22 protein-coding genes are annotated in these 21,474 nt (G+C 68.1%); 15 read left to right on the top strand and 7 right to left on the bottom strand.

Translation table 11 applies throughout. From position 1 onward, the window contains the following. Positions 1 to 99 precede the first annotated feature (99 nt). The 4 genes from NF4_RS16590 to NF4_RS16575 all read left to right on the top strand — a co-directional run bounded on the left by NF4_RS16590 (position 100) and on the right by NF4_RS16575 (position 3,164). Entirely contained in the window at positions 100 to 408 is a 309-nt protein-coding gene (locus NF4_RS16590; RefSeq protein WP_063128222.1) for a DUF6802 family protein, read from the top strand. A 128-nt stretch (positions 409 to 536) separates the two neighbouring features. Further along, a complete protein-coding gene (locus NF4_RS16585; protein WP_063128221.1) occupies positions 537 to 854 on the top strand; it encodes a hypothetical protein in 318 nt (105 codons plus the stop codon). 3 nt (positions 855 to 857) lie between these two features. Next, positions 858 to 2,648 carry a TenA family protein gene (locus NF4_RS16580; protein WP_063128220.1) on the top strand — a complete coding sequence of 597 codons (1,791 nt, stop codon included), beginning with the start codon at positions 858 to 860 and terminating at the stop codon, positions 2,646 to 2,648. Positions 2,649 to 2,681: 33 nt separating this feature from the next. After that, entirely contained in the window at positions 2,682 to 3,164 is a 483-nt protein-coding gene (locus tag NF4_RS16575; protein ID WP_063128219.1) for a hypothetical protein, read from the top strand. A gap of 108 nt (positions 3,165 to 3,272) precedes the next feature. On the opposite strand, the gene NF4_RS16570 is transcribed toward NF4_RS16575, so the two are convergent. The 3 genes from NF4_RS16570 to NF4_RS16560 are packed head-to-tail and all read right to left on the bottom strand — an operon-like array spanning position 3,273 to position 5,080. After that, entirely contained in the window at positions 3,273 to 4,151 is an 879-nt protein-coding gene (locus NF4_RS16570; RefSeq protein WP_063128218.1) for a hypothetical protein, read from the bottom strand. Continuing rightward, a complete protein-coding gene (locus NF4_RS16565) occupies positions 4,148 to 4,486 on the bottom strand; it encodes a type VII secretion target (protein ID WP_063128217.1) in 339 nt (112 codons plus the stop codon). Before NF4_RS16565 ends, NF4_RS16570 begins: the two co-directional genes overlap by 4 nt. Positions 4,487 to 4,489: 3 nt before the next feature. After that, entirely contained in the window at positions 4,490 to 5,080 is a 591-nt protein-coding gene (locus NF4_RS16560) for a YbaB/EbfC family nucleoid-associated protein (protein WP_198165347.1), read from the bottom strand. 166 nt (positions 5,081 to 5,246) lie between these two features. Between NF4_RS16560 and NF4_RS16555 the strand changes: the two genes are divergently transcribed. Beyond that, on the top strand, positions 5,247 to 5,693 hold the full coding sequence (locus tag NF4_RS16555) for an RDD family protein (protein WP_157120361.1): 447 nt from the start codon (positions 5,247 to 5,249) through the stop codon (positions 5,691 to 5,693). An 81-nt stretch (positions 5,694 to 5,774) separates the two neighbouring features. Here NF4_RS16555 and NF4_RS16550 read toward each other — a convergent pair whose 3' ends face one another. Continuing rightward, positions 5,775 to 6,962 (bottom strand): NAD(P)/FAD-dependent oxidoreductase, encoded by a 1,188-nt coding sequence (locus NF4_RS16550; protein WP_063128214.1) that lies wholly within the window; start codon positions 6,960 to 6,962, stop codon positions 5,775 to 5,777. 348 nt (positions 6,963 to 7,310) lie between these two features. Then, a complete protein-coding gene (locus NF4_RS16545; protein ID WP_063128213.1) occupies positions 7,311 to 8,195 on the bottom strand; it encodes a poly(ethylene terephthalate) hydrolase family protein in 885 nt (294 codons plus the stop codon). Positions 8,196 to 8,231: 36 nt separating this feature from the next. Between NF4_RS16545 and glmS the strand changes: the two genes are divergently transcribed. Further along, a complete protein-coding gene (glmS, locus tag NF4_RS16540) occupies positions 8,232 to 10,115 on the top strand; it encodes a glutamine--fructose-6-phosphate transaminase (isomerizing) (RefSeq protein WP_063128212.1) in 1,884 nt (627 codons plus the stop codon). A 33-nt stretch (positions 10,116 to 10,148) separates the two neighbouring features. Here the strand turns inward: glmS and NF4_RS16535 are convergent, their stop codons facing one another. Beyond that, complete coding sequence (locus NF4_RS16535) at positions 10,149 to 10,553, bottom strand: cupredoxin domain-containing protein (RefSeq protein WP_063128211.1); 405 nt, start codon at positions 10,551 to 10,553, stop codon at positions 10,149 to 10,151. Positions 10,554 to 10,610: 57 nt separating this feature from the next. On the opposite strand from NF4_RS16535, the gene NF4_RS16530 reads away from it, so the two are divergent. The 7 genes from NF4_RS16530 (at position 10,611) to tsaD (ending at position 17,173) form a co-directional block, all read left to right on the top strand. After that, the gene (locus NF4_RS16530) at positions 10,611 to 12,074 is read left to right on the top strand and encodes an NAD(P)H-hydrate dehydratase (RefSeq protein WP_063128210.1); all 1,464 of its coding nucleotides are present in this window, start codon (positions 10,611 to 10,613) and stop codon (positions 12,072 to 12,074) included. Between the two features lie 51 nt (positions 12,075 to 12,125). Next, positions 12,126 to 13,274 carry an alanine racemase gene (gene alr, locus NF4_RS16525; RefSeq protein ID WP_063128209.1) on the top strand — a complete coding sequence of 383 codons (1,149 nt, stop codon included), beginning with the start codon at positions 12,126 to 12,128 and terminating at the stop codon, positions 13,272 to 13,274. Then, positions 13,271 to 14,350, top strand: coding sequence for an alpha/beta fold hydrolase (locus NF4_RS16520; RefSeq protein WP_063128208.1), 1,080 nt, complete (start codon positions 13,271 to 13,273; stop codon positions 14,348 to 14,350). Before alr ends, NF4_RS16520 begins: the two co-directional genes overlap by 4 nt. Then, positions 14,343 to 14,810 carry a tRNA (adenosine(37)-N6)-threonylcarbamoyltransferase complex ATPase subunit type 1 TsaE gene (gene tsaE / locus NF4_RS16515; RefSeq protein WP_063128207.1) on the top strand — a complete coding sequence of 156 codons (468 nt, stop codon included), beginning with the start codon at positions 14,343 to 14,345 and terminating at the stop codon, positions 14,808 to 14,810. The genes NF4_RS16520 and tsaE overlap by 8 nt, the downstream gene beginning before the upstream one ends. 85 nt (positions 14,811 to 14,895) lie before the next feature. Then, positions 14,896 to 15,603 (top strand): tRNA (adenosine(37)-N6)-threonylcarbamoyltransferase complex dimerization subunit type 1 TsaB, encoded by a 708-nt coding sequence (tsaB, locus tag NF4_RS16510; protein WP_063128206.1) that lies wholly within the window; start codon positions 14,896 to 14,898, stop codon positions 15,601 to 15,603. Between the two features lie 2 nt (positions 15,604 to 15,605). Next, positions 15,606 to 16,133 carry a ribosomal protein S18-alanine N-acetyltransferase gene (rimI, locus tag NF4_RS16505; RefSeq protein WP_063128205.1) on the top strand — a complete coding sequence of 176 codons (528 nt, stop codon included), beginning with the start codon at positions 15,606 to 15,608 and terminating at the stop codon, positions 16,131 to 16,133. Beyond that, positions 16,130 to 17,173: a tRNA (adenosine(37)-N6)-threonylcarbamoyltransferase complex transferase subunit TsaD gene (gene tsaD / locus NF4_RS16500; protein ID WP_063128204.1), complete on the top strand. Its 1,044-nt coding sequence runs from the start codon at positions 16,130 to 16,132 to the stop codon at positions 17,171 to 17,173. Before rimI ends, tsaD begins: the two co-directional genes overlap by 4 nt. A 206-nt stretch (positions 17,174 to 17,379) precedes the next feature. On the opposite strand, the gene NF4_RS16495 is transcribed toward tsaD, so the two are convergent. Further along, positions 17,380 to 18,942: a DUF7159 family protein gene (locus NF4_RS16495; RefSeq protein WP_063128203.1), complete on the bottom strand. Its 1,563-nt coding sequence runs from the start codon at positions 18,940 to 18,942 to the stop codon at positions 17,380 to 17,382. A 504-nt stretch (positions 18,943 to 19,446) separates the two neighbouring features. Here NF4_RS16495 and groES point away from each other — a divergent pair. Both groES and groL read left to right on the top strand, forming a co-directional pair. Beyond that, positions 19,447 to 19,749: a co-chaperone GroES gene (groES, locus tag NF4_RS16490; protein WP_030522227.1), complete on the top strand. Its 303-nt coding sequence runs from the start codon at positions 19,447 to 19,449 to the stop codon at positions 19,747 to 19,749. Between the two features lie 104 nt (positions 19,750 to 19,853). After that, positions 19,854 to 21,461, top strand: a complete 1,608-nt coding sequence (groL, locus tag NF4_RS16485) for a chaperonin GroEL (protein WP_063128202.1) — start codon at positions 19,854 to 19,856, stop codon at positions 21,459 to 21,461. Positions 21,462 to 21,474 lie beyond the last annotated feature (13 nt).

The following is a 21,474-nucleotide window of genomic DNA, read 5'->3' as shown; positions in this document are numbered from 1 at the left end:
CCCCGTTCCCGTCTGGGAGCGGGGCTGCGCTGTACCGTCGGGGATGGAAAGATGGACCGGGATATTCCCGTGGTCGACCAGTGGAGCTCAGGAGAATCCATGCCTACATCAGCAGAGTTCCCCGGTATCGGTATGCCGAGTTTCGAGGCGTCCTCGTCTATGGAGGGCCTGGGTCCGGTGGAAATGGAATCACCCACCCAGGACCTCGTCGTCGACGGCATTCTCGACACCTTCGTCACCACCGGTCCGGATGCGATGAGTGTGTGGACCGATACCGACCTCGACGGCTACGCCGACCGGCTGAGCGTGGTGGAGAACGACGGTGACTACTCGGCGTGGGAATATCACCGTAATCCGGATGGGTCGGGTGAGTGGCGGCAGACCGATCAGGGGAAAGTGGGGGAGTGATCGGGGCGCCGGTCGCGCGGTGCGGGGTGGAACCGATGCTCGTGCGGGCGCGTCGAATCAGGTAGGACGAGCACCGCAGGGCCGATCGGGGGCCACCCGGGAGGGGCGGGGATACGGAGGGGAGACCTATGAGTACGGGTGATCAGACGGTCGGGATGCAGGGCGACGCCCTGGTGGGTCTGGCGAACAATCTGCGTACCAGTGCCGATGTGGTGAAGGAGCAGGCAGGTGGCGTCGCCGGCAGTATGATCGCTCCCGCCGATACCGGCGCCGAGTACAAGAAGCAGGGGGATGCCGTTCACGCCGGTCTCGAGGCGGTGCAGCAATGGCTCAACGATTGGTCCGAGGCGACGCAGCTCACCGGTGATGCGATGGGGCAGACCGTGATCGATTTCTCCACGGTGGACAAGGAAAACGCCGCCAATACCCAGCAGGCGGCGAGCTGAGCAATGGCCGACAACCCGAGCGCGCCCGCGGCGGAGAGTCGCGGCTGCACCGAACTACTCGCAGACGGATCGAAGGCGCTGCGCTACTTCGAGATACTGGAGAACCGATATCTCCGATGGGTGGGTGCGGCGACCCCACCCGATTTCAAGCGTTATGTGGACCTGCACAAACTCTTCTATCACCAGAACGGCTTGAACGAGGATGCCTTCCGGCGAGCCGCCGATACGCTGAAGACCGTACTCGATCGGGTCGCCACCGAGCGCAATCAGCAGGCTGTTCTCGCCCAGACGCTCCCCACGGTGTGGTCGGGAGAAGCGGCGACCCGGGCGGCGACCATGATCGCCACGCAACTCCAGCTGTCCGAGGCCGATATCAATATCGTGCGCAAGGTGCACGAGGAAATGGATGCGACGCCGCAGGCTCTGCGGCAGGCGGTGGCGATCAAAGCGAAAGCCGCCGAGGGGATCCTGCTGGACGGTGATCCCAAAGTCCTCGGTAAGAGCCCCGAGGATATAGACACCATCATCACCTTCGCCCACGGGTTCGGCTGGAGTTCATCGCTCGGTGGCGATACCTTGATCGACAAGATCAATCGGATTTTTCCCGACCTCGCGCCCGGTGGTGGCTCCACATTGATCGTGATGCCCGGGGGCGACGAGAGCGAGACGACGTACGTCGGAAAAATGAAGGCCCGTTGTATCAGTTGGCTCAACGAAACCTTCAAACCCGATTACGAGTCGAACCTCAGAGAATTCGTGGATGCCTGCAACCAGACGAATCAGCAGGTCTCGGGTATCTACGACGAACTGGTCAAGGCGTTCACGGGCCTGAACGTGACGAAGTACCCGTGCCCCAAGGTTTCGACGACCCCGCCCTCGCAACCCACGAGCCCCGCCGGCACCAACCAGCCCAGCAGCACGGGGACCCCGTCCACCACCGGTACTCCGTCGACAACGAATACCCCATCGACAACGAACATTCCGTCGACAACGAACACTCCGTCCACGACCGGTACGCCCTCGACGAACCCGGCCACTACCGACAATCCGTTGTCCACCATCGCGCAACTGGGCACCCAGCTCGCTTCGTCGGGCCTCGGAACACAGCTGTCCGAGGGGCTGAGCAGCCTGGTGAGCTCGGCGAGTCAGCAGATCGGTAGCACGCTGGAGCAGCTGCGGGAACAGGCCGAGCAGGTTCTCGATCCGGACGGCGAGGACGACCCCGGGAAAGATCTGGACGGTGACGGCAAGCCGGACGCCGATGTGGACGGTGACGGCAAGCCCGACAAGGATCTGGACGGTGACGGCAAGCCGGACGCCGATGTGGACGGTGACGGCAAGCCCGACAAGGATCTGGACGGTGACGGGAAGCCGGACGCGGATACCGACGGTGACGGGAAGCCGGACACCGATAAAGGTGTCGAGTTCAACGGTAAGAACTACAAGCTCGAAGTCGGTTCCGACGGTCGGTTGAAACTCGTGGTGGACGATGCGGCGGGCGAGCCGGTCACCTACAAGGTGGAGGTCGGGCCGGACGGCACCCCGGTGATCGTCGGCGAGAATCAGCCCGGTGCGACCGCTCCGCCCGCGACCGAGGAACAGCAGCCCGCCGGTCAACCGGCGGGTGTGCCCGGCGCCCCGGCCGGAACCAAACAGGAAGACGGCGAACATCAGCCGCAGAGCTATCCGGTGCAGCAGCCCGAAGAAAACGCCGCCGAACCCGAGGAACCCGCGCCGCCGCCGGCACCCGCGGTGGATACGGGTGCGCAGCTGGCCGAGGCGGGCCCACTGTGACCTGGGGCAGTAAACGGTTGACGGTTCTCGGGCATGATCGGCGAGGTGGGCATGGCCAGTGAAGTGGAACGGATCGGCGAGGAATGCCGGCGCTACGCCGACCGCATGGTGGAGCGGATGGCGGAGACGAAGCGGCGGTCCGAAGCCCGCAGCCGTGAACTGACCGAGCAGGCAGCCGCCGAGATGCGGCAGTTCTGGCGGGAACTGGCGGAACGCGTCGACGACACAGCGGTGCGGGAAGACACAGCAGCCCGGGAACAAAGCGGGCCATCCCGCCCGAACGAGCAGGTCGGACCGGTGGACGAGCAGTCGCACGGTGCCGGACGGGAACCCGGAACCGAGCTCCGGCTGTGGGACGCCGGTACGGCGCGGCTCGACGACGAGGAACTACGCACTCGCCAGGAGGCGATAGCGCGGTCGGCGGCGGCGCGGCGGAACCAGCGGGTCGTCACACCCGTCGACGACGACGGAGATGACGAAGCCCAGTACTACCGGCGCAACAGCTGGTTGGTCTGAGCGATTCGGAACTGGCAGAGCTACCCCGCACAACCTCGATGGTGCACCGACCCAGGGCGCTGGATGGCGTAGCGGACAGTTGGGTTCTCACCATGCGGACGAACCCAACTACGTTGCCGCTGTCGGTTGCCCGGTCGCCGCATCCCCGGAATTCCACCAACTCATGCCGTTTTGCAGGACTTTGGCGAGCGGTTCGCTGTACGTTCCAAACGACCAGATCACGTCATTGAGTTTCTTCAGATAGGTCATTGTGTCCAGGCTGCTCTTCGCGAGCTTCGCCAGGAACGAGGCGATGACATGGCCGGCCGCCGCGCCTGCGGTCACCGCGAGTTCGATCGTATAGCCGATGGCCGCGCCGAGCAGGGCAGCGATGATATCGCGAACCAGATCCCGGACTATGGCAATAATCTTGGATGTCTTATCCATCAGCTCGCCGAGAGCAGCCGCTGCGGCCGCTGCGGTGTCGATTGCGGTGAGAACCTCTTCGGCGTGTTTGCGGTACGCGTCGCCCGCGCTGCCGGACCAGGTGTTGATGTCGGTCTCGATGGTGCGCTGCCACTGGGACCTCGTCGTGGTCAGTTCGGTCGAAATCGCGTGCCAGGACTTCGAATATGCCTCCACGATCGTGGGGTTGCCGGTGAGTTCCTCGTATGCCTGCCTGAGCGGCTCGATATGCTCCAACATCCATTTGGCGACCTGGGTGCCCGCGAAACCGAACGGATCCTTGACCGCCTCGACTGCGGTCGCCGCCACCCCGGCTACACCGAAGGCTGCCTCACCGGAATTGTCGTTCCGTAGATTCCCGTAGATATCCCATGCGTCACCCGCGACGGTGCCTTTGAGTACACCCAGGCCGCCGGTCTCTTCGTCGCCTTCGAGCCCGACATTGGACAGCCAGGAGACATCCTCCTGGAAGTAGGCATTGCTGTAATGGGACTCATCGTCGATGAGTTCGTTGTCGGGTGGCGCGGCGTCGTCGAAGCTCATTCGGAGTTCCCTATCGCCGCCTGGAGTCCCTGGAGTGTTGTGGTGAACGACCCGTCCGCGTCTTCGAAGGATGTGGCAGTCGCCTTCAGCTTCTCCGGAACCTCGGCGGTGCGCTCACCGGCCGCGCGAATCACTTCGACGGTCGATCGATGGTTGTCGTCGAACAGCCCTTTTATCGCCGGCCGTAACCAGTCCCCGTACCCGTCATCTGCCGAGGTGAGGTAGTTGGCGGCTTCGAGGCATTTGTCCAGACTGCCCATGAGCGCTTCGACGCTGTCCGCGTGTTTTCGCACTTCTTCGGGATCGACCGAGACGCTGTCAGGATTGTTGGTCATCGTTCACTCCAACCACGATTTCCGGCGGTAGTACTCGGTTTCTTCGTCGGGTTCGTCCGGAGTGACGACCTGGTTGCGGTGGGGGTTGCGCGGCGCCGGAGGCGGTGTGGAGTCCCACGCTGGTGGTACCGGACGGTGCTGAGGGGAAGGCTGTTCGGCGGCGGACGCGGGAGGATGGTCGGCCTGCGGCGGACCGGAATTCGATGCCGTGGCCGCACTCGTCTCCAGCTCCGGGAAGCGCCGGTCGAACCCGTCGACGAGTGCGGCACCGGCCGGGTCTTCGCCGACGATATCGTGCACCAGTCCGGCGATGCCCGGCCGAAGCTTTCCCTGCGCCCGCCGCATACACGCCAGGATCTCGGCGGACAGCGCACGCGAATCCATTTCCCGGACACCGGGTGCCAGATCGATCGCTGTCGGAACCCCGCTACTGTCCACGGTGACGCTGACTCGTCCGCCCGCGCCCGATTCGGTCGCCGTCAGCGTTGTCATCCGCTCCTGTAACTCGGCGAACCGCTGAGCTCTGCGCTCCGCATCGGCGGCCATCTGTGCGAACCCCGCTATCGCGCGGTCCAGATCCATCTCGGCGGCCATCGACACCTTCCCCTGGCGGAACATCCCAGCTCGCCCGATCCATCGACGAAAAGACTTGAGCGCGAAACGCTTCGGCATCCTACGTCGGGTGTCGGAACCGATCAATTCCGGTGAGACCGGTCATCCCGTCGGAAAGCAACTGAGCCGGGTGTGTCACCATCATCCGATGAGTTCGGGGGATGCCTTCGGGTTGACGAGTACGCCTGATTTTCTGCCGGGATACCACGGGTCCGACGGGGACAAGCGGTATCCGTCACCACGCAAGCTGCGGTCGATGGGCGCCGCGTTGATCGATCTCCTCCTGCTGTTCGGGCCGGCTTTTGCGTTGGGCGTGCTGGTGGTGGCCGTGGAGATGCCGAGAACGAACAGCTATGCGCTGCTGCCGATACCACTTGCCATCATCGTCGGAAACTGGATTCTGCTGCGGAAACGGGTGCACGCGACTGTCGGGGAGTTGATCTTCGGGCTGGTGGCGATTCGCGGTCGTGACGGGGCGTGGCCCGGCTGGAGCGAGCTGTTGTCAGGACGTGCGCCGGGTCACGACGGCGTGCCGAATATCGTGCGCGTCCGCCGCTGCGATATCCGAGGTCGCGGCCGCGAATCGGATCGATAGGTGGCGTCGGGGCAGCGGGCCCGGCCTCGTCGTCGATGATATGTGCGCGGCGGCGTCCGGTGGGCACCGCCGCGCAGTGTCCTATGCGACCGGTGCCGCCGCGTTGTCGCGCTGGGTCTGCAGCAGCTGCGGCCGGTGTTTGCCGTCTTTGAACCAGTGGTGTGCGCCCGGCTTGTGCGCCTCGGTCGCCAGATGCTTGATGCCTGCCTCGCAGGCGAACTCCTTGAGTTTCTTGCCCACGAAACCGCCGAAGTACAGCCGCATGGCGGTCTCGTCTTTGTGGCCGAGCTGGTAGATCCCGGCTTCCCGGCCGAAACTGAGGCACATGGCGGGGAAAGCCAGGTCGATCGGGGAAGGCTGTTCACCCGCGATGCGGTGCAGCAGTGTGTCGGCAGCGTGCGCTCCCAGGCAGTACGCGGTGTAGGCGCTCATCCGGAACGGCAGATCCGACGGAGCCGATGAGTCACCCGCCGCGACAATGCGCTCGTCGTCGACGCTGGTCAGTGTTTCGTCGGTGAGTAGACGCCCGGCGGCGTCGGTACTCAGCCCGCTGCGGCCGGCGAGGTCGGGTACACCGAAACCCGCCGTCCAGATCGTGACCGCACTCGCCAACGTCCGGCCGTCGCCGAGTTCTACGGCGTCCCGTGTGACGGCGGTGACCTTCGCATCGGTTCCTTCGATAATGGTCGCTCCCAGCGCGGCAAGGTACTTACGGGCGGTTCGCCGAGCCTTGGGGTGCAGGTACGGACCGAGAACACCACCGCAGACCAAGGTGACCGCGCGGCCCTGCTCGGCCAGCTCCGCGGCGGTCTCGATACCGGTCGGGCCGCCTCCGACGACCGTCACCGCCGCCGTCGAAGGTGTATCGAACAGTTCCGACCGCAGCTGCTGCGCCGCTTCCAACGTGGCGACCGGGTAGACGAATTCGGCGCCCGGCACCTGCGGCCCGGCGGCGGCGCTGCCCACGGCGTAGACAAGGTAGTCGTAGCCGATCGTGCTGCCGTCGGTCAACGTCACGTTGCGCCCGGCGGCATCGATCCGGGTCACACTGCCGACGACCAGCCGGACGCCTTCGGCCAGGACATCCCGATAGTCGACGACCGCATCGTGGGTCCCGCCCACCAACTGGTGCAAGCGCAGTCGCGGGACGAAGGCTTCGCGCGGATTGATCACGGTCACCGTCACGTCGTCGCGCTGTGTCAGGCGATTGGCCGCCATCACTCCCGCATACCCGCCGCCGATCACCACCACGTCGATGTTCTTGTTCACGGTGTCTCCTTCGTTTCGAGGGGTTCGAGAACAAGACAACGCAGCGCCGGAAATCCTGACATGGTGTGATGGGTATCACTATCGGCTGAGTCCGTGGCTCATGCATGACTGCCGCGGCGCGCATGACCTCGGCGGTGGGACCGATACCACTCATGGTGGTCCCGGCACGGTCGGCACGCCGAAAATTGAGGGGACGCAGCATATTTCGGATGCGCCGGTGTTTCCCGGCCTTGGCGTCACCCACGTCCCGAAGCTTCGGGGGCGGACCCGTCCCGGTCTGTCCGGTGCCGGCTACCCTCTGCCGGTTGGACGACGACCGGACGGTTCGTCTCCGGTGGGGTGTCGGTGTTACTTGCGGAGTGTCCGAACGAGTTTGCCGACCGCCGCCGGGTCGGGGGTCGCGGCGGCTTTCCGGCTCTCCTCTTGGTCCAGGAGGGCGGCTGCCGGGTCGATGACCTGGGTGTGGCGGATCGAGGTCTCCGGGTCGGCGAGCGGCTTGTAGGTCTTGTCGCCGAGCAGGGTGTGCAGCAGGTAGCCGGTGAGCAGGGCGCGGGTGGCGCGGGATGTCTTCTCCTCGTGCTTGCCGCCGCCGAGCGCGGCCAGCAGCCGGCGGCCTTCGGCGAGCCCGTTGTGACCCGCGCCGTCGAGAGTGCGCAGGATCACCGGACCACCCCAGGCCGCGGCGAGGGGGACCGCGTCCGAGCTCAGCGAATCGATATCGCTCACCCCGGCCAGGATCAGTGCCGGGGTGGTGAGGTCACCGGCCACCGAGGTGGCGGCGGGGGCGGTGGGCGCCGGGAACAATGGAGCCACCGCGGCCACCGGGCGCTGGGCGGCGGCGAGTACGGCCGCGCCCGCGCCCATCCCGTGGCCGGCCAGCGCCAGGCGTTCGGGGTGCACGGTGAGGGTGCCGTCGCCCAGCCGGACCCCGGTACAGATATCGAGGGTGGTGAGCAGATCGGTGGCGAGGTTCAGATGGGAGGGCACCGGGCCGCGCTCGGTATCGGGGGCGGCCGCGACGATGCCCCACGACGCGAGGTGTTCGAGCAGCGTGCGGTAGTTGCCGGCGCCGTTCAGCCACCCGTGCCCGAACGCGACCGCGGGTAGATCGCGGCCGGCCTCGGGCGTGTACACCACCCCGGGCTGACCCGCGATGGCAAGATTGCCGCGGAGCACCCGATGCGGGCCGCGGCTGGTCAGAGTGCTCAGAAGTGATTTCACAGACGCCGACACGACGAGAACGTTAGCCGATAAGTAGGCTGGGGAGCCATGTGCGGAATCGTGGGGTACGTCGGGTACCGGGACGCGTTGGGCGTCGTCGTCGCTGCCTTGCGCCGCATGGAGTACCGAGGTTACGACTCGGCGGGCGTGGCGATTCTCGACGGCGCCGGTGGCGCGGCGATCGAGCGGCGCGCCGGGCAGCTGAGCAACCTGGAAGCGGCATTGGACACCGCGGCGCCGGACGAGTTCGCCGGCACCACCGGTATGGGACATACGCGGTGGGCCACCCATGGCGCGCCGACCGACCGCAATGCCCATCCGCACCGGGATGTGAGCGGCAAGGTCGCGGTCGTGCACAACGGCATCATCGAGAACTTCGCCCAGCTGCGGCGTGAACTCGAGGACGGCGGTGTCGAACTGCGCAGTGAGACCGATACCGAGGTCGCCGTGCACCTGGTCGCCCGGGCCTACGCCGCGGGGCCGACCGCGGGCGACTTCGAGGCCAGCACGCTTTCGGTACTCCGGCGGCTCGAGGGTGCGTTCACGCTGGTGTTCACGCATGCCGACCATCCGGGAGAGATCATCGCGGCGCGTCACTCGACTCCGCTGGTCGTGGGTGTGGGCGAGAACGAGATGTTCATCGCCTCCGACGTGACCGCGTTCATCGAGCACACCCGCGAGGCGGTCGAGCTCGGCGAGGGCCAGGCCGTGGTGATCACCGCCGACGGCTACCGCGTCACCGACTTCGACGGTTCCACCGAAGGCGTGAGCACCCGGCCGTTCACCATCGACTGGGATCTGGCCGCCGCCGAGAAGGGCGGTCACGACTACTTCATGCTCAAGGAGATCGACGAGCAGCCCGGCGCGGTCGCCGATACGCTCATCGGTCACTTCGATCAGACGCCCGGCCGGGACGGCCGGATCGTGCTGGACGAGCAGCGCCTCTCCGATCAGGAGTTGCGCGATGTGGAGAAGGTTTTCGTGGTGGCCTGCGGTAGCGCCTACCACTCCGGCCTGGTCGCCAAATACGCCATCGAGCACTGGACCCGGCTGCCGGTGGAAGTGGAGCTGGCCAGCGAATTCCGCTACCGGGACCCGGTGCTGGACCGCTCGACCCTGGTGGTGGCGGTCTCCCAGTCCGGTGAGACGGCCGACACACTGGAAGCCGTCCGGCACGCCAAGAGCCAGAAGGCGCGGGTGCTGGCGGTCTGCAATACCAACGGCGCGCAGATCCCGCGCGAATCCGACGCGGTGCTCTACACCCGGGCCGGGCCGGAGATCGGGGTCGCCTCCACCAAGGCGTTCCTCGCGCAGGTGACGGCGAACCTGCTGGTCGGGCTGGCGCTGGCCCAGGCGCGCGGTACCAAGTACCCCGACGAGGTGGCGCGTGAGTTCGCCGAGCTGGAGGCCATGCCGAAGCTGGTGGAGCAGGTGCTGGAAACGGCGCCGCAGGTGCGGGCGATCGCCCGGGAACTCGCGCGCGAACGCACCATCCTGTTCCTCGGCCGCCATGTCGGATACCCGGTGGCGCTCGAGGGGGCGCTCAAGCTCAAGGAACTGGCGTATATGCACGCGGAGGGTTTCGCCGCGGGTGAGCTCAAGCACGGTCCGATCGCGCTGATCGAGGGCGGGCTGCCGGTGATCGTGGTTATGCCCTCGCCCAAGGGGCGTGGGGTGCTGCACTCCAAACTGCTGAGCAATATCCGGGAGATCCAGGCTCGCGGGGCGCGCACGATCGTGATCGCGGAGGAGGGGGACGATCTGGTGCGCCCGTTCGCCGACGATCTGATCGAGATTCCGTCCGCGCCGACCCTCTACCAGCCGCTGCTGTCGACGGTGCCGCTGCAGATCTTCGCCGCCGAGGTGGCGCAGGCCCGCGGCTACGATGTGGACAAACCGCGCAACCTGGCGAAATCCGTCACCGTGGAATAGCTGACGGGGTAACCGATGTCCCGGTTACCCCGTCTACTCCTCGACCGTGATGGTGCCGCGCATATCCGGGTGGATCGGGCACAGGTAGCGGTATTCGCCCGGCTGGGTGAAGGTGTGGCTCCAATCGCCCACCTCGAACAACGGGCTGTTGATGCTCATCGCCTTGTCGCCGATGCCCTGTACACCGTGTGGCAGGTCGCCGTCGAAATGCCAGGACACCGTATCGCCGGCGGCGATCGTGATATCGCCCGGCGAGAAGTGGTCGTCTTCGACCTCGACGGTGACGGTGGCCTCCGGGTCGTGCCGCGAATGTGCGCCGGAGGTATCGGTTTTCGTTATCTCTTCTGTCGCAGCACCGGAGCCGCAGCCGGACAGCAGTGCCGTGACGAGGGCGAATCCGGCGGCTGGGACGAGTACGGCACGGTGAACTCTGGACATGGAGGTCAAGCGTAGTCTGCTGGCATCGCTGCCCGTCCGTCCACGGAGGTGTGTTCGGTGACCCAGCCGCTCGGCTATTACACCGCCGACGAGGTGCGCCTCGCCGAGGCCGAACTGTTCACCAGGGTACCCGACGGAGTGCCCATGCGCCGCGCCGCGTACGGTCTGGCCACGGTGGTCGCGGCCGAGTTGCGGGCGCGCAGCGGCGGGGTCGCGGGGCGGACGGTGGCGCTGCTGGTGGGTTCGGGCGACAACGGCGGGGACGCGCTGTGGGCCGGGGTGACGTTGCGCCGGCGGGGGGTCGCGGTGACCGCGGTACTGCTGAATCCGGCGCGGGCGCATACGGCCGGGCTGGCCGCCCTGCGCCGCGCCGGCGGACGGCTGTGCGCCGACCCGGTGACGGCGGTTGCGGAGATCGCCGGCGCCGATCTGGTGATCGACGGGATCGTCGGTATCTCCGGCCGCGGGCCGCTGCGCCCGGATGCGGCGAGAATCGTTGCGGAAGTGGATGTTCCGATCATCGCGGCCGATCTGCCCAGTGGGGTCGACCCGGATACCGGTGCGGTCTCCGGGCCCGCGGTCCGGGCGGCGGTCACCGTCACTTTCGGTGCCCGTAAACCGGTGCACGCCCTGGCCGCGGACCGGTGCGGCCGGATCGAGCTGGTACCCATCGGTTTACGGCTGCCCGAACCGAACCTGGCCGCGTTGGATCCCGCCGCGGTGGGCGCGGCCTGGCCGGTGCCGGGAGCCGCGGACGACAAGTACACGCAGGGGGTCACCGGGGTGCAGGCCGGCAGCGCGACGTACCCGGGCGCGGCCGTGCTCTGTACGGGCGCGGCGGTGGCCGCGACCTCCGGGATGGTGCGTTACGCGGGTACCGCCGCGTCCGCGGTGCTCGCGTGGTATCCGGAGGTGATCGCGGTAGCCGATCCGGCGGATGCGGGCCGGGTGCAGTCCTGGGTCTTCGGTCCGGGCTCCGGGACCGACTCCGGCGCGCGCGATCACCTCGCCGAGATCCTGGCCACCGACCTGCCGGTGGTCATCGATGCCGATGGTCTGACCCTGCTGGCGAGCGAACCGGAGCTGGTCCGGGGTCGCCGGGCTCCCACCGTGCTCACTCCGCACGCCGGTGAGTTCCGCCGGCTCACCGGTGCGGAGCCGGCACCCGACCGGGTGGCCGCGGTCCGGGGGTTCGCCGAATCGTGGCAGGTCACCGTGCTGCTGAAAGGCCGGGCGACACTGGTCGCCGCCCCCGGGCGGCAGGTGCTGGTCAACGAGGCCGGTGGTTCCTGGGCCGCCACCGCCGGCGCCGGTGACGTGCTTTCCGGGGTGATCGGGGCGCTGCTCGCCGCAGGCCGCGATCCGCTCCCGGCCGCGGCCGCCGCGGCCCGCGTGCACGCACTCGCCGCGGGGCTCGCCGCCCATGACACCCCGGGCGGGGCCGCCGCCCCCGTCTCGGCGACACCGCTGCTGCGTCATATCCCCGCCGCCATCGCGACGCTCCGCGCGCTGGCTGCCTGAGCTACGCACGCCCGGCCCCGCGGGTGGCCGCCGTCGCGGCCGCGCGCCGGGATGGCAGTATCGGCAGGTGTGAACGGTCAAGTGGAAGCAGTCGTCGACCTGGACGCCATCGCGCACAACGTCGGAGTGCTGCGTGCGCACGCAGGCGACGCCGCGGTGATGGTGGTCGTCAAGGCGGACGGCTACAACCACGGCGCCGTCGAGGTCGCCCGGACGGCGCTGGCCGCGGGCGCGGCCGAACTGGGGGTCACCACGGTGGCCGAGGCGGTCGCGCTGCGCGAGGCCGGAATCGAGGCGCCGATCCTGTGCTGGCTCAATATCTGTGACGCGGATTACACCGCGGCCGTCGCCGCCGAAATCGAGATCGGTATCTCCTCGGCGGAGCAGTTGGACGCCGTCGCCGCGGCCGCCCGCGACCTGGGCGAACAGGCTGTCGTGAGTCTCAAGGTCGACACCGGGCTCAATCGCAACGGGATCGAGCAGGAGGTCTATCCCGTGGTTCTCGCGGCCCTGCGGAAGCAGGTCGACGAGGGGGTGGTGCGCTTCCGGGCGATCTTCTCCCATCTCGCGCACGCCGACGAGCCCTATCACCCGACCATCGACCTGCAACGCGACCGGTTCCTCGACGCCATCGCGGCGGCCAAGGAATACGGTCTGGAGCCCGAACTCGTGCACCTGGCCAATTCCGCGGCCACGCTGACCCGGCCCGACCTGGCCTTCGATATGGTCCGTCCCGGTATCGCCGTGTACGGGCTCACCCCGGTCCCCGATATCGGCGATTTCGAGCTGCGGCCCGCCATGACCTTCCAGGCCGAAGTGGCCCTGGTCAAACGAGTCCCGAAGGGCGAAGGGGTGTCCTACGGGCACGAATGGATCGCCCCGGCCGACACCACCGTCGCGCTGATTCCCGCCGGATACGCCGACGGTGTGTTCCGTACCCTGGGTGGACGGATGCAGGTGTGGGTCGGTGGACGCAACCGTCCCAACCGCGGCCGGGTGTGTATGGACCAGCTGGTGGTGGACTTGGATGACAATGCCGAGGGCGTGGCCGAAGGCGATACCGCGATCTTGTTCGGACCGGGCTCCCACGGTGAACCGCGAGCCCAGGATTGGGCCGATCTGCTCGGCACCATCCACTACGAAGTGGTGTGCGCGCCCCGTGGCCGGGTACACCGGCGGTATCGAGGGGGTACCCGATGAAACGAGGAACGACCCTGTTGCGCGGTGGGCTGGCCACCGCCGGGGTGGTGGGCGCCATGGCCGGTGTGCACGCGCTGCGCCGGGCCGGTGCGAAAGTACTGTGGCCCCCTGTCCGCGACGAGTACCGGGACGAGAACTTCGCCCTGATCGATCTCGACCGGGCCGGTGAGGTGCTCGCCGACGACGGTGTGTGCCTGGCCACCCGGGAGTGGGGTTCCGGCGACGCGGACGCCACAGTCGTTTTCGTGCACGGTTTCTGCAACAGCATGGAGTCGTTCCATTTCCAGCGTCGCCACCTTGCACAGCGCTGGGGTTCGCGGCTACGGCTGGTGCTGTTCGACCTGCGCGGCCACGGCCGCTCGGGAACGCCGCAAACCGACAGCTGTACGGTGTCCCAGCTCGGCCGCGATCTGCTCACCGTGATCGACGCGCGCGCGCCGCGCGGGCCGTTGATCCTGGTCGGGCATTCGCTGGGCGGGATGGCGGTACTCGCCGCGGCCGCCCATGCCGGCGGTCTCTTCGCGCAGCGGGTGCGCGGTGTCGCGCTGCTGTCCACCGCGGCCGCCGAGGTCGCCTCCTCCGGTATCGGACAGTTGCTGCGCAATCCCGCGATCGACGGATTCCGGCTGGCCGTATACACCGCTCCGGCGCTGGTACAGGCCGGACGGGTCACTGCCCGCCATGTGATCACGCCGATCCTGCACGTGAGTTCGTTCCACGGACCGGTCAGTCCCACACTGTCGCGGTTCACCACCATGATGATCGACCGCACCCCGGTGGAAACCGTGGTGAAGTTCCTGAAGGCCATCGAACTGCACGACGAGGCGGCGGCCCTGCCGGTGCTGCGCGATACCCCGACGCTGGTCCTCGGCGGCACCCGGGACCTGGTCATTCCCTTCCGCAATTCCCGTGTGCTGGCACGCGAATTGGCCGAGTGCGAACTCGTCCGGCTCCCCGAGGCGGCACATATGCCGCAGCTGCAGTACCCGGAGGAGACCAACGCCGCGCTGGATCGGTTGCTGGTGCGGGCCGGAGTGGTCGGCGAGGACGACCGGTGGGAGGCCACCGGTGGTTGACCGCGGCGAACGCCTGCTGCCGGAGGTCACCGATACGGAGGCGCTCGGGCGGGAACTGGCCGCCGGGCTGCGGGCCGGCGATCTGGTGGTGCTCGACGGACCACTGGGGGCCGGTAAAACGGCTCTGACCCGCGGTATCGCGTCCGGCCTCGGGGTCGGTGGGCGGGTGAGTTCGCCAACCTTCGTCATCGCGCGCCGGCATCCGGCGGGCGAACGCGCCGACGGGCCGCCGGTGCCACTGGTCCATGTCGATGCCTATCGGCTCGGCGGCAGCCTCGACGAACTCGACGCGCTCGATCTGGACACCGAACTCGACGACGCGGTCGTGGTGGTCGAGTGGGGCAGCGGGATGGCGGAGCGGTTGACCGGCCGGCATCTGCTGGTGCGGATGTCGCGGGAGCCGGAATCCGAAGTCCGCACGGCATCTTGGGAGTGGGTACACACCGGGGCGGCGCACTAGGTCGCACGAAATCGGCAACCTCGCTGCTGGGGCGCCGTGCGCCGCCGCTGTGTGAAGCGGGTCACCCGGTATCGTTGACCAGACCATGCTTGCACTTGCTGTCGACACCGCGACGCCTGCCGTCACGGCGGGTCTCGTCGAACTGGAGCAGGCGGCCGCCGGTGCGAACACCTCGGACGCCGCCGCACCGCGCACTCTCGCCGCCCGGGTACTCGTCGATGCCCGCGCGCACGCCGAGGCGCTCACTCCGCAGATCCTGGAATGCCTGGCCGAGGCCGGGGTGTCGCGTGCCGATATCGGGGCGGTCGTCACCGGTATCGGCCCGGGACCGTTCACCGGGCTGCGGGTCGGGATGGCCACCGCCGCCGCGTTCGGTGATGCGCTGGGTATCCCGGTGCACGGTGTGTGCAGTCTGGACGCGATCGCAGCCGGTTGCGCGCCCGAACTCGGCCCCGACGACGAATTGCTCGTGGTCACCGACGCGCGCCGTCGGGAGGTCTATGCCGCGCGCTATCGCGACCGCGGCCGTACCCGGGTCGCCGGGCCCGAGGTGTGCAAACCGGGCGAATTACCGGTGGCCGGCGCGACCAAGATCGCGGGATCGGCCGCGCACACCGCGCTGTTCGCACTTCCCGCGCTGACCGTGCAGACACCCTCGCCGGCCGCGCTCGTGCAGGTGGCGGCGGGCGCGCTGTGGTCGGGTGTGATCCCCGAACCGCTGGTCCCGCTGTATTTGCGCCGCCCCGACGCGGTCGAACGCAGCTACCGCACTCTCGACCGGATGGGAGCGTGACAATGGGAGTTCGTACCACGGGAATTCGTATCGAACCCATGGAAGCGACCGATATCGCGGGCTGCGTGGAACTGGAACAGTTGCTGTTCCCGGAAGACGATCCGTGGCAGGCCGTGGCATTCCGCTCCGAGCTGGCCGCGGGGTACAACCGCTACATCACCGCCCGCGACGATGCCGGGAACATGGTGGGCTACGCGGGAATCGCGCTGCTCGGTGACGCCGAGCACCCCGAGGCCGAGGTGCACACCATCGGGGTGGACCCGACCTGTCACCGGGCCGGTATCGGCACGCTGCTGCTGGAGGCGCTGCTCACCGAGGCCGGGCGGCGGGGTGGGCCGGTATTCCTCGAGGTGCGCACCGACAACACCGCCGCGATCTCCATGTATGCCAAGCACGGTTTCCACATCATCGGCCTGCGCAAGAACTACTACCACCCCAGCGGCGCGGACGCGTACACGATGCGCCGTCCGGCGCTGGAGGACGTCCCGGTGGTCTTCGGTGCCCGGACACCGGACGGGGTGCTGTCGTGATCGTCATGGGTATCGAGAGCTCCTGTGACGAGACGGGAGTGGGCATCGTGCGCCGCCGTCCCGACGGCAGCTGTGAGCTCCTGGCCGACGAGGTCGCCTCGAGTGTGGCCGAGCACGCCCGGTTCGGCGGGGTGGTGCCCGAGATCGCGTCGCGGGCCCATCTCGAGGCGATCGTGCCCGCCATGCGGCGCGCTCTCGCGACGGCGGGCATCGCCGCGCCCGATGCCCTGGCGGTGACGATCGGTCCCGGTCTGGCGGGAGCGCTGCTGGTCGGTGTCGCGGCCGCCAAAGCCTATGCGGCGGCCTGGGATATCCCGTTCTACGCGCTGAACCATCTCGGCGGACATGTGGCGGTGGACACCCTCGAGCACGGCCCCATGCCGCCCTGTGTGGCGCTGCTGGTCTCCGGAGGTCATACCCATCTACTGCATGTCGAGGATCTGTCGAAACCGCTGATCGAATTGGGCAGCACGGTCGACGATGCCGCCGGCGAGGCGTTCGACAAGGTCGCCCGGCTGCTGGGTCTCGGCTACCCGGGCGGTCCCGCGCTGGACGCGGCCGCCGTCACCGGTGATCCGGCGGCAATCGCCTTCCCGCGGGGGATGACCGGACCGCGGGACCCGCGCTACGATTTCTCGTTCTCCGGGTTGAAGACCGCGGTCGCACGCTATGTGGAGGCGCAGGCCCGCCAGGGTGTCGGACCGGAGCAACTGCCGATTCCCGATATCGCGGCCTCGTTCCAGGAGTCGGTCGCCGATGTGCTCACCATGAAAGCGGTGCGCGCGGCCCGCGATGTGGGCGTGGACACCCTGGTCCTGGGCGGCGGCGCGACCGCCAATACGCGGATCCGCTCGCTGGCCGAAGAAAGGTGCGCCGCGGCCGGTTTGACACTGCGCATCCCGAAACCCCGGCTCTGCACCGACAACGGCGTGATGATCGCGGCGCTTGGCGCGCATGTGATCGGCGGCGGCGCGGCACCGTCACCGCTGTCGGTGGCCTCCGATCCCGGGCTGCCGGTATCGGTCAGCCAGGTGGGCTGACCGGCCACCGGCTCGCCCCGGCGGCCGACGACCGGCCGTCCGGCGGCCGCCGCGGATGAGAGCCTGCCGGCAGGCCGCGCCGAAGACGCTGCCGCAACGGACACCCTCGCCGCATCGAGGTGACATGGAGGCTTACCGGCGCCTGCCCGATCCGACTGCGGGCGCGAGGGTTATCGCGTACGCGCGGGCGCTGTGCCGCGGGGCGGCTATCCCGCCGAACCCGAATTGGGCAACCGCGGGGGCGGAGGCGGAATCTCCAGTGTCGTCTGCGTTCGCTGCGAACCGGTCGGGGGCGGCACGTCCGAGGTGGACGGTTGATCCGTCGGCAACTCGTCCGAGGAGGGCGGCGGGGGAGCCGATGTGCCCGGGCCTATTCCTTCCGGGAAGGGGATATGCGGCAGATTGGGGTCCGGCCGCAGGGTGGGCGGGGACGGTTCGGTGCTCGGCGGGGTGGTGCTCGTGGACGGTTCACCCGAGGTGGTGGGCACCTCGCTCGTCCACGGGTACTCGCCGGTGCCCGGGATGCCGGTCACCGGGGGCTCGGCGAGTGTCGTACTCGGCGCACCGGCGTCGGCGGGCTCCTCGACGGGCTGCTGGGGGAATTCCTCGGTGGTGCCGGGCACCACGCTGGTGGTCGTCGGCGCGATGGTGGCGGTGGTCGGCAGCTGAGCGCTGCTGGTGGTACCGGCCGGGGAGACCTCTTCGTCGGAACTCGGGGCCATGGTGTTGACCCCGTACCCGACGATCAGCCCCACCACCACGATGGCGCCGGCCACCGTGCCGAACGCTTTGAGCAGGGTGTTACCGGACTTGTCCGGAGCCAGCGCGCCGATCGGCGCGCTGGAGCGGGCGGTATCGGCGAGCAGCGCAGCGCCTTTGGCGATCACCGCGTCCGGGTCCGGCACCGTCAGCACCGGGAGCCCGAGTTCGTCACGCAGGGTTTCCAGTACCGCCGGGATGTTCGCGCCGCCACCGATCACCACCACCGCTTCCGGGGCGCGATCGGCCAGACCGAAGGTCATCGACGCGAACCGGGCCATCTCGCGCCACACGCCGGCGGTGAGCGATTCGAAATCGGCGCGGGTGAGTTTGAGCGGTTTGCCCGCGATGTGGTCGATGGTGACGGCCTGGGTCACCGACAGATGTTCCTTGGCGGTGCGGGCCCGGTTCACCAGCACACTGCGGTTGGGCCGGGTACCGCGCCGGGCGTAGTGCTGATCGACCAGATGCCGGTACAGCAGGTCGTCGATCGCGCGGCCGCCGACCGTGGTGGACCGCGCGGTGTGCAGCACGGCGCCGTCGGCCGGGTCGGCCACCGAGACGGTACAGCCGGAGGCGCCCAGGTCCACCACGGCCACCGTGCCGTAGCGGTCCAGCAGGCCGGTGTCGCGCAGGAAGGTGAGCGCCGCGGTGGTCTCCGGAACCAGTTGCGGTTCGTGCTGTTTGCCGGTGGCGAGCCGGATCGCGTGCGCCTGCTCCTTGCTCCGATATGCGACCGCGACACCGGTGGGTGGGCGGTCGGCCATCACGTCGAGCCCGGAAGTCTGTGTCGCGGGCAGCTGGGTACCGAAAACCGCCTCGTGGGAATGGCTCGCGGGGAGCTGAGTGGTCATGAGCTCGATGGAGGAGGCGACCAGATCCCCCAGATCGGAATGCGCGTCCGCGGAGACCACCCGGTAGTCGAAGGTGCGGGCGCCGTTGGCCGCGGTGGTGACCAGGGCGGAGCACACCACTTCGTTCCCGGCGGAGATGCCGAGCGATGTGCGCATACTCTCTTCACCTCCCTTCGAGTGGACGCGGCGGCCGTGCCGGATGGTGAGGTCCGGGCATGCCGAAAGGTGTTCGCGAAACCGCCGTCGTCTGCGGTGAACGGTGGTTTCGCGAACAACCATCACACATGGTGTCACGATCTGTTATCCGAACGTTACAGAGTCGGAGAATTATTGGGAAGCCCTCTTCCCTTTGGTCTACCCGGCTTTCGTGCTCCTAACCCGCCCACCAGCGAGCACGGCGGATGGCGTGTTGGTGACAGCGTGACCGAATCGTTTCGAATCGGCCCCGCATTGGCAGCGCCTGCCCTTGAGCGCTGGCACTCTCATGTATAGAGTGCTAGTCGGCACCGATTGTTGCCCGGTGCCAGGCTTGACCACTGAGCAGGCGGTCCCGGCACCCGCGACGACGGGGCTGTGCGCAGGGTCAGCATCGTGACCGAATCGATGGTCCGGGACAACAGTTCCGGACGACCGTTATCCCCTGAAAGTGGAGGGCTCAACGTGGCGAGCGTGAACATCAAGCCGCTCGAGGACAAGATCCTCGTCCAGGCCAACGAGGCCGAGACGACGACCGCCTCCGGCCTGGTCATTCCCGATACGGCCAAGGAGAAGCCGCAGGAGGGCACCGTTGTCGCCGTCGGCCCCGGCCGGTGGGACGACGAAGGTGAGAAGCGCATCCCGCTGGATGTCCAGGAGGGCGACACCGTCATCTACAGCAAGTACGGCGGTACCGAAATCAAGTACCAGGGTGAGGAATACCTGATCCTGTCCGCGCGCGACGTGCTGGCTGTCGTCGGCAAGTAATCGACTGCCGCGCAGGCGTTCCGCCCCGGTGTCGCACGGTGACCCGGGGCGGAGTGCTTTGTGCCACACAACTCGAAGCGCACCAGATACAGGAGCGAAGACATATGGCAAAGCAGATCCAGTTCGACGAGCAGGCTCGCCGGGCTCTGGAGCGCGGTGTCGACAAGCTCGCCGATGCGGTCAAGGTCACTCTCGGCCCGCGGGGCCGGCATGTGGTGCTGGCCAAATCGTTCGGCGGCCCCACCGTCACCAACGACGGTGTCACCATCGCGCGTGATATCGATCTCGAGGACCCGTTCGAGAACCTCGGCGCCCAGCTGGTCAAGAGCGTCGCCACCAAGACCAACGATGTCGCCGGTGACGGCACCACCACCGCGACCGTGCTGGCCCAGGCCCTGGTGCGCGGCGGACTGAAGAACATCGCGGCGGGCGCCAACCCGATCGCGATCGGCGTGGGCCTGGCCAAGGCCGCCGACGCGGTGTCGGAGGCCCTGCTGGCCGCGGCCACCCCGGTCAGCGGCGAACAGGCCATCGCCCAGGTCGCCACCGTCTCCTCGCGGGACGAGGTCATCGGCGAAATGGTCGGCAAGGCGCTGACCACCGTCGGCAAGGACGGCGTGGTCACCGTCGAGGAATCCTCGACCCTGCAGACCGAACTCGTGGTCACCGAGGGCGTGCAGTTCGACAAGGGCTACCTCTCGCCGTACTTCATCACCGACGGCGACAGCCAGGAAGCCGTGCTGGAGGACGCGCTGGTGCTGCTGCACCGCGAGAAGATCAGCTCCCTGCCCGACCTGCTGCCGCTGCTGGAGAAGATCGCCGAATCCGGTAAGCCGGTCCTGATCATCGCCGAGGACGTCGAGGGCGAGGCGCTGTCCACCCTGGTCGTCAACTCGATCCGCAAGACCCTCAAGGCCGTAGCGGTCAAGGCACCGTTCTTCGGTGACCGCCGCAAAGCGTTCCTCGACGATCTGGCCGTGGTTACCGCGGGTACGGTCGTCAACCCCGACCTGGGTATCAACCTGCGTGACTCCGGTCTGGATGTGCTGGGTTCGGCGCGGCGCGTGGTGGTCACCAAGGACACCACCACCATCATCGACGGCGCGGGCAGCGGCGACGATATCGCCGCCCGCAGCGCCCAGCTGCGCCGCGAGATCGAGGCCACCGATTCCGACTGGGATCGGGAGAAGCTGGAAGAGCGGCTGGCCAAACTGGCCGGCGGTGTCGCGGTGATCCAGGTCGGCGCGGCCACCGAGACCGCGCTCAAGGAGCGCAAGTACCGGGTCGAGGACGCGGTCAGCGCGGCCAAGGCCGCCGTCGAGGAGGGCATCGTCCCGGGTGGCGGCACCGCGCTGGTCCAGGCGGGCACCAAGCTCGACGGGCTGATCGCCGGGCTGTCCGGGGACGAGGCCGTCGGTGCCGAGGTGCTGCGCGGCGCGCTGCGGGCCCCGCTGTACTGGATCGCCACGAATGCCGGTGTCGACGGTGCCGTCGTCGTCAACAAGGTCGGTGAGGGCAAGGAAGGCTTCAATGCCGCCACCCTCACCTATGGCGATCTGCTCACCGACGGTGTCGTGGACCCGGTCAAGGTGACCCGGTCGGCCGTGATCAACGCGGCGTCGGTGGCGCGGATGGTGCTGACCACCGAGAGCGCCGTGGTGGAAAAGCCCGCCGAAGAAGCGGACGACCACGGGCACGGCCACGCCCACTGATCGCGGTCCGGTT

Origin of the sequence: Nocardia fusca NBRC 14340, from assembly GCF_001618425.1 — a bacterium.
Taxonomy (GTDB): domain Bacteria; phylum Actinomycetota; class Actinomycetes; order Mycobacteriales; family Mycobacteriaceae; genus Nocardia; species Nocardia fusca.
Note: the sequence above shows the minus strand (reverse complement) of the source record. Positions and strands in the feature narration are given on the sequence as shown.

Bases quoted from the DNA above. Each gene is read 5' to 3' on its own strand.
- NF4_RS16590 (WP_063128222.1), top strand. From the start codon at position 100: ATGCCTACATCAGCAGAGTTCCCCGGTATCGGTATGCCGAGTTTCGAG.
- NF4_RS16585 (WP_063128221.1), top strand. From the start codon at position 537: ATGAGTACGGGTGATCAGACGGTCGGGATGCAGGGCGACGCCCTGGTG.
- NF4_RS16580 (WP_063128220.1), top strand. From the start codon at position 858: ATGGCCGACAACCCGAGCGCGCCCGCGGCGGAGAGTCGCGGCTGCACC.
- NF4_RS16575 (WP_063128219.1), top strand. From the start codon at position 2,682: ATGATCGGCGAGGTGGGCATGGCCAGTGAAGTGGAACGGATCGGCGAG.
- NF4_RS16570 (WP_063128218.1), bottom strand. From the start codon at position 4,151: ATGAGCTTCGACGACGCCGCGCCACCCGACAACGAACTCATCGACGAT.
- NF4_RS16565 (WP_063128217.1), bottom strand. From the start codon at position 4,486: ATGACCAACAATCCTGACAGCGTCTCGGTCGATCCCGAAGAAGTGCGA.
- NF4_RS16560 (WP_198165347.1), bottom strand. From the start codon at position 5,080: ATGGCCGCCGAGATGGATCTGGACCGCGCGATAGCGGGGTTCGCACAG.
- NF4_RS16555 (WP_157120361.1), top strand. From the start codon at position 5,247: ATGAGTTCGGGGGATGCCTTCGGGTTGACGAGTACGCCTGATTTTCTG.
- glmS (WP_063128212.1), top strand. From the start codon at position 8,232: ATGTGCGGAATCGTGGGGTACGTCGGGTACCGGGACGCGTTGGGCGTC.
- NF4_RS16535 (WP_063128211.1), bottom strand. From the start codon at position 10,553: ATGTCCAGAGTTCACCGTGCCGTACTCGTCCCAGCCGCCGGATTCGCC.
- alr (WP_063128209.1), top strand. From the start codon at position 12,126: ATGGCAGTATCGGCAGGTGTGAACGGTCAAGTGGAAGCAGTCGTCGAC.
- NF4_RS16520 (WP_063128208.1), top strand. From the start codon at position 13,271: ATGAAACGAGGAACGACCCTGTTGCGCGGTGGGCTGGCCACCGCCGGG.
- tsaB (WP_063128206.1), top strand. From the start codon at position 14,896: ATGCTTGCACTTGCTGTCGACACCGCGACGCCTGCCGTCACGGCGGGT.
- rimI (WP_063128205.1), top strand. From the start codon at position 15,606: ATGGGAGTTCGTACCACGGGAATTCGTATCGAACCCATGGAAGCGACC.
- NF4_RS16495 (WP_063128203.1), bottom strand. From the start codon at position 18,942: ATGCGCACATCGCTCGGCATCTCCGCCGGGAACGAAGTGGTGTGCTCC.
- groL (WP_063128202.1), top strand. From the start codon at position 19,854: ATGGCAAAGCAGATCCAGTTCGACGAGCAGGCTCGCCGGGCTCTGGAG.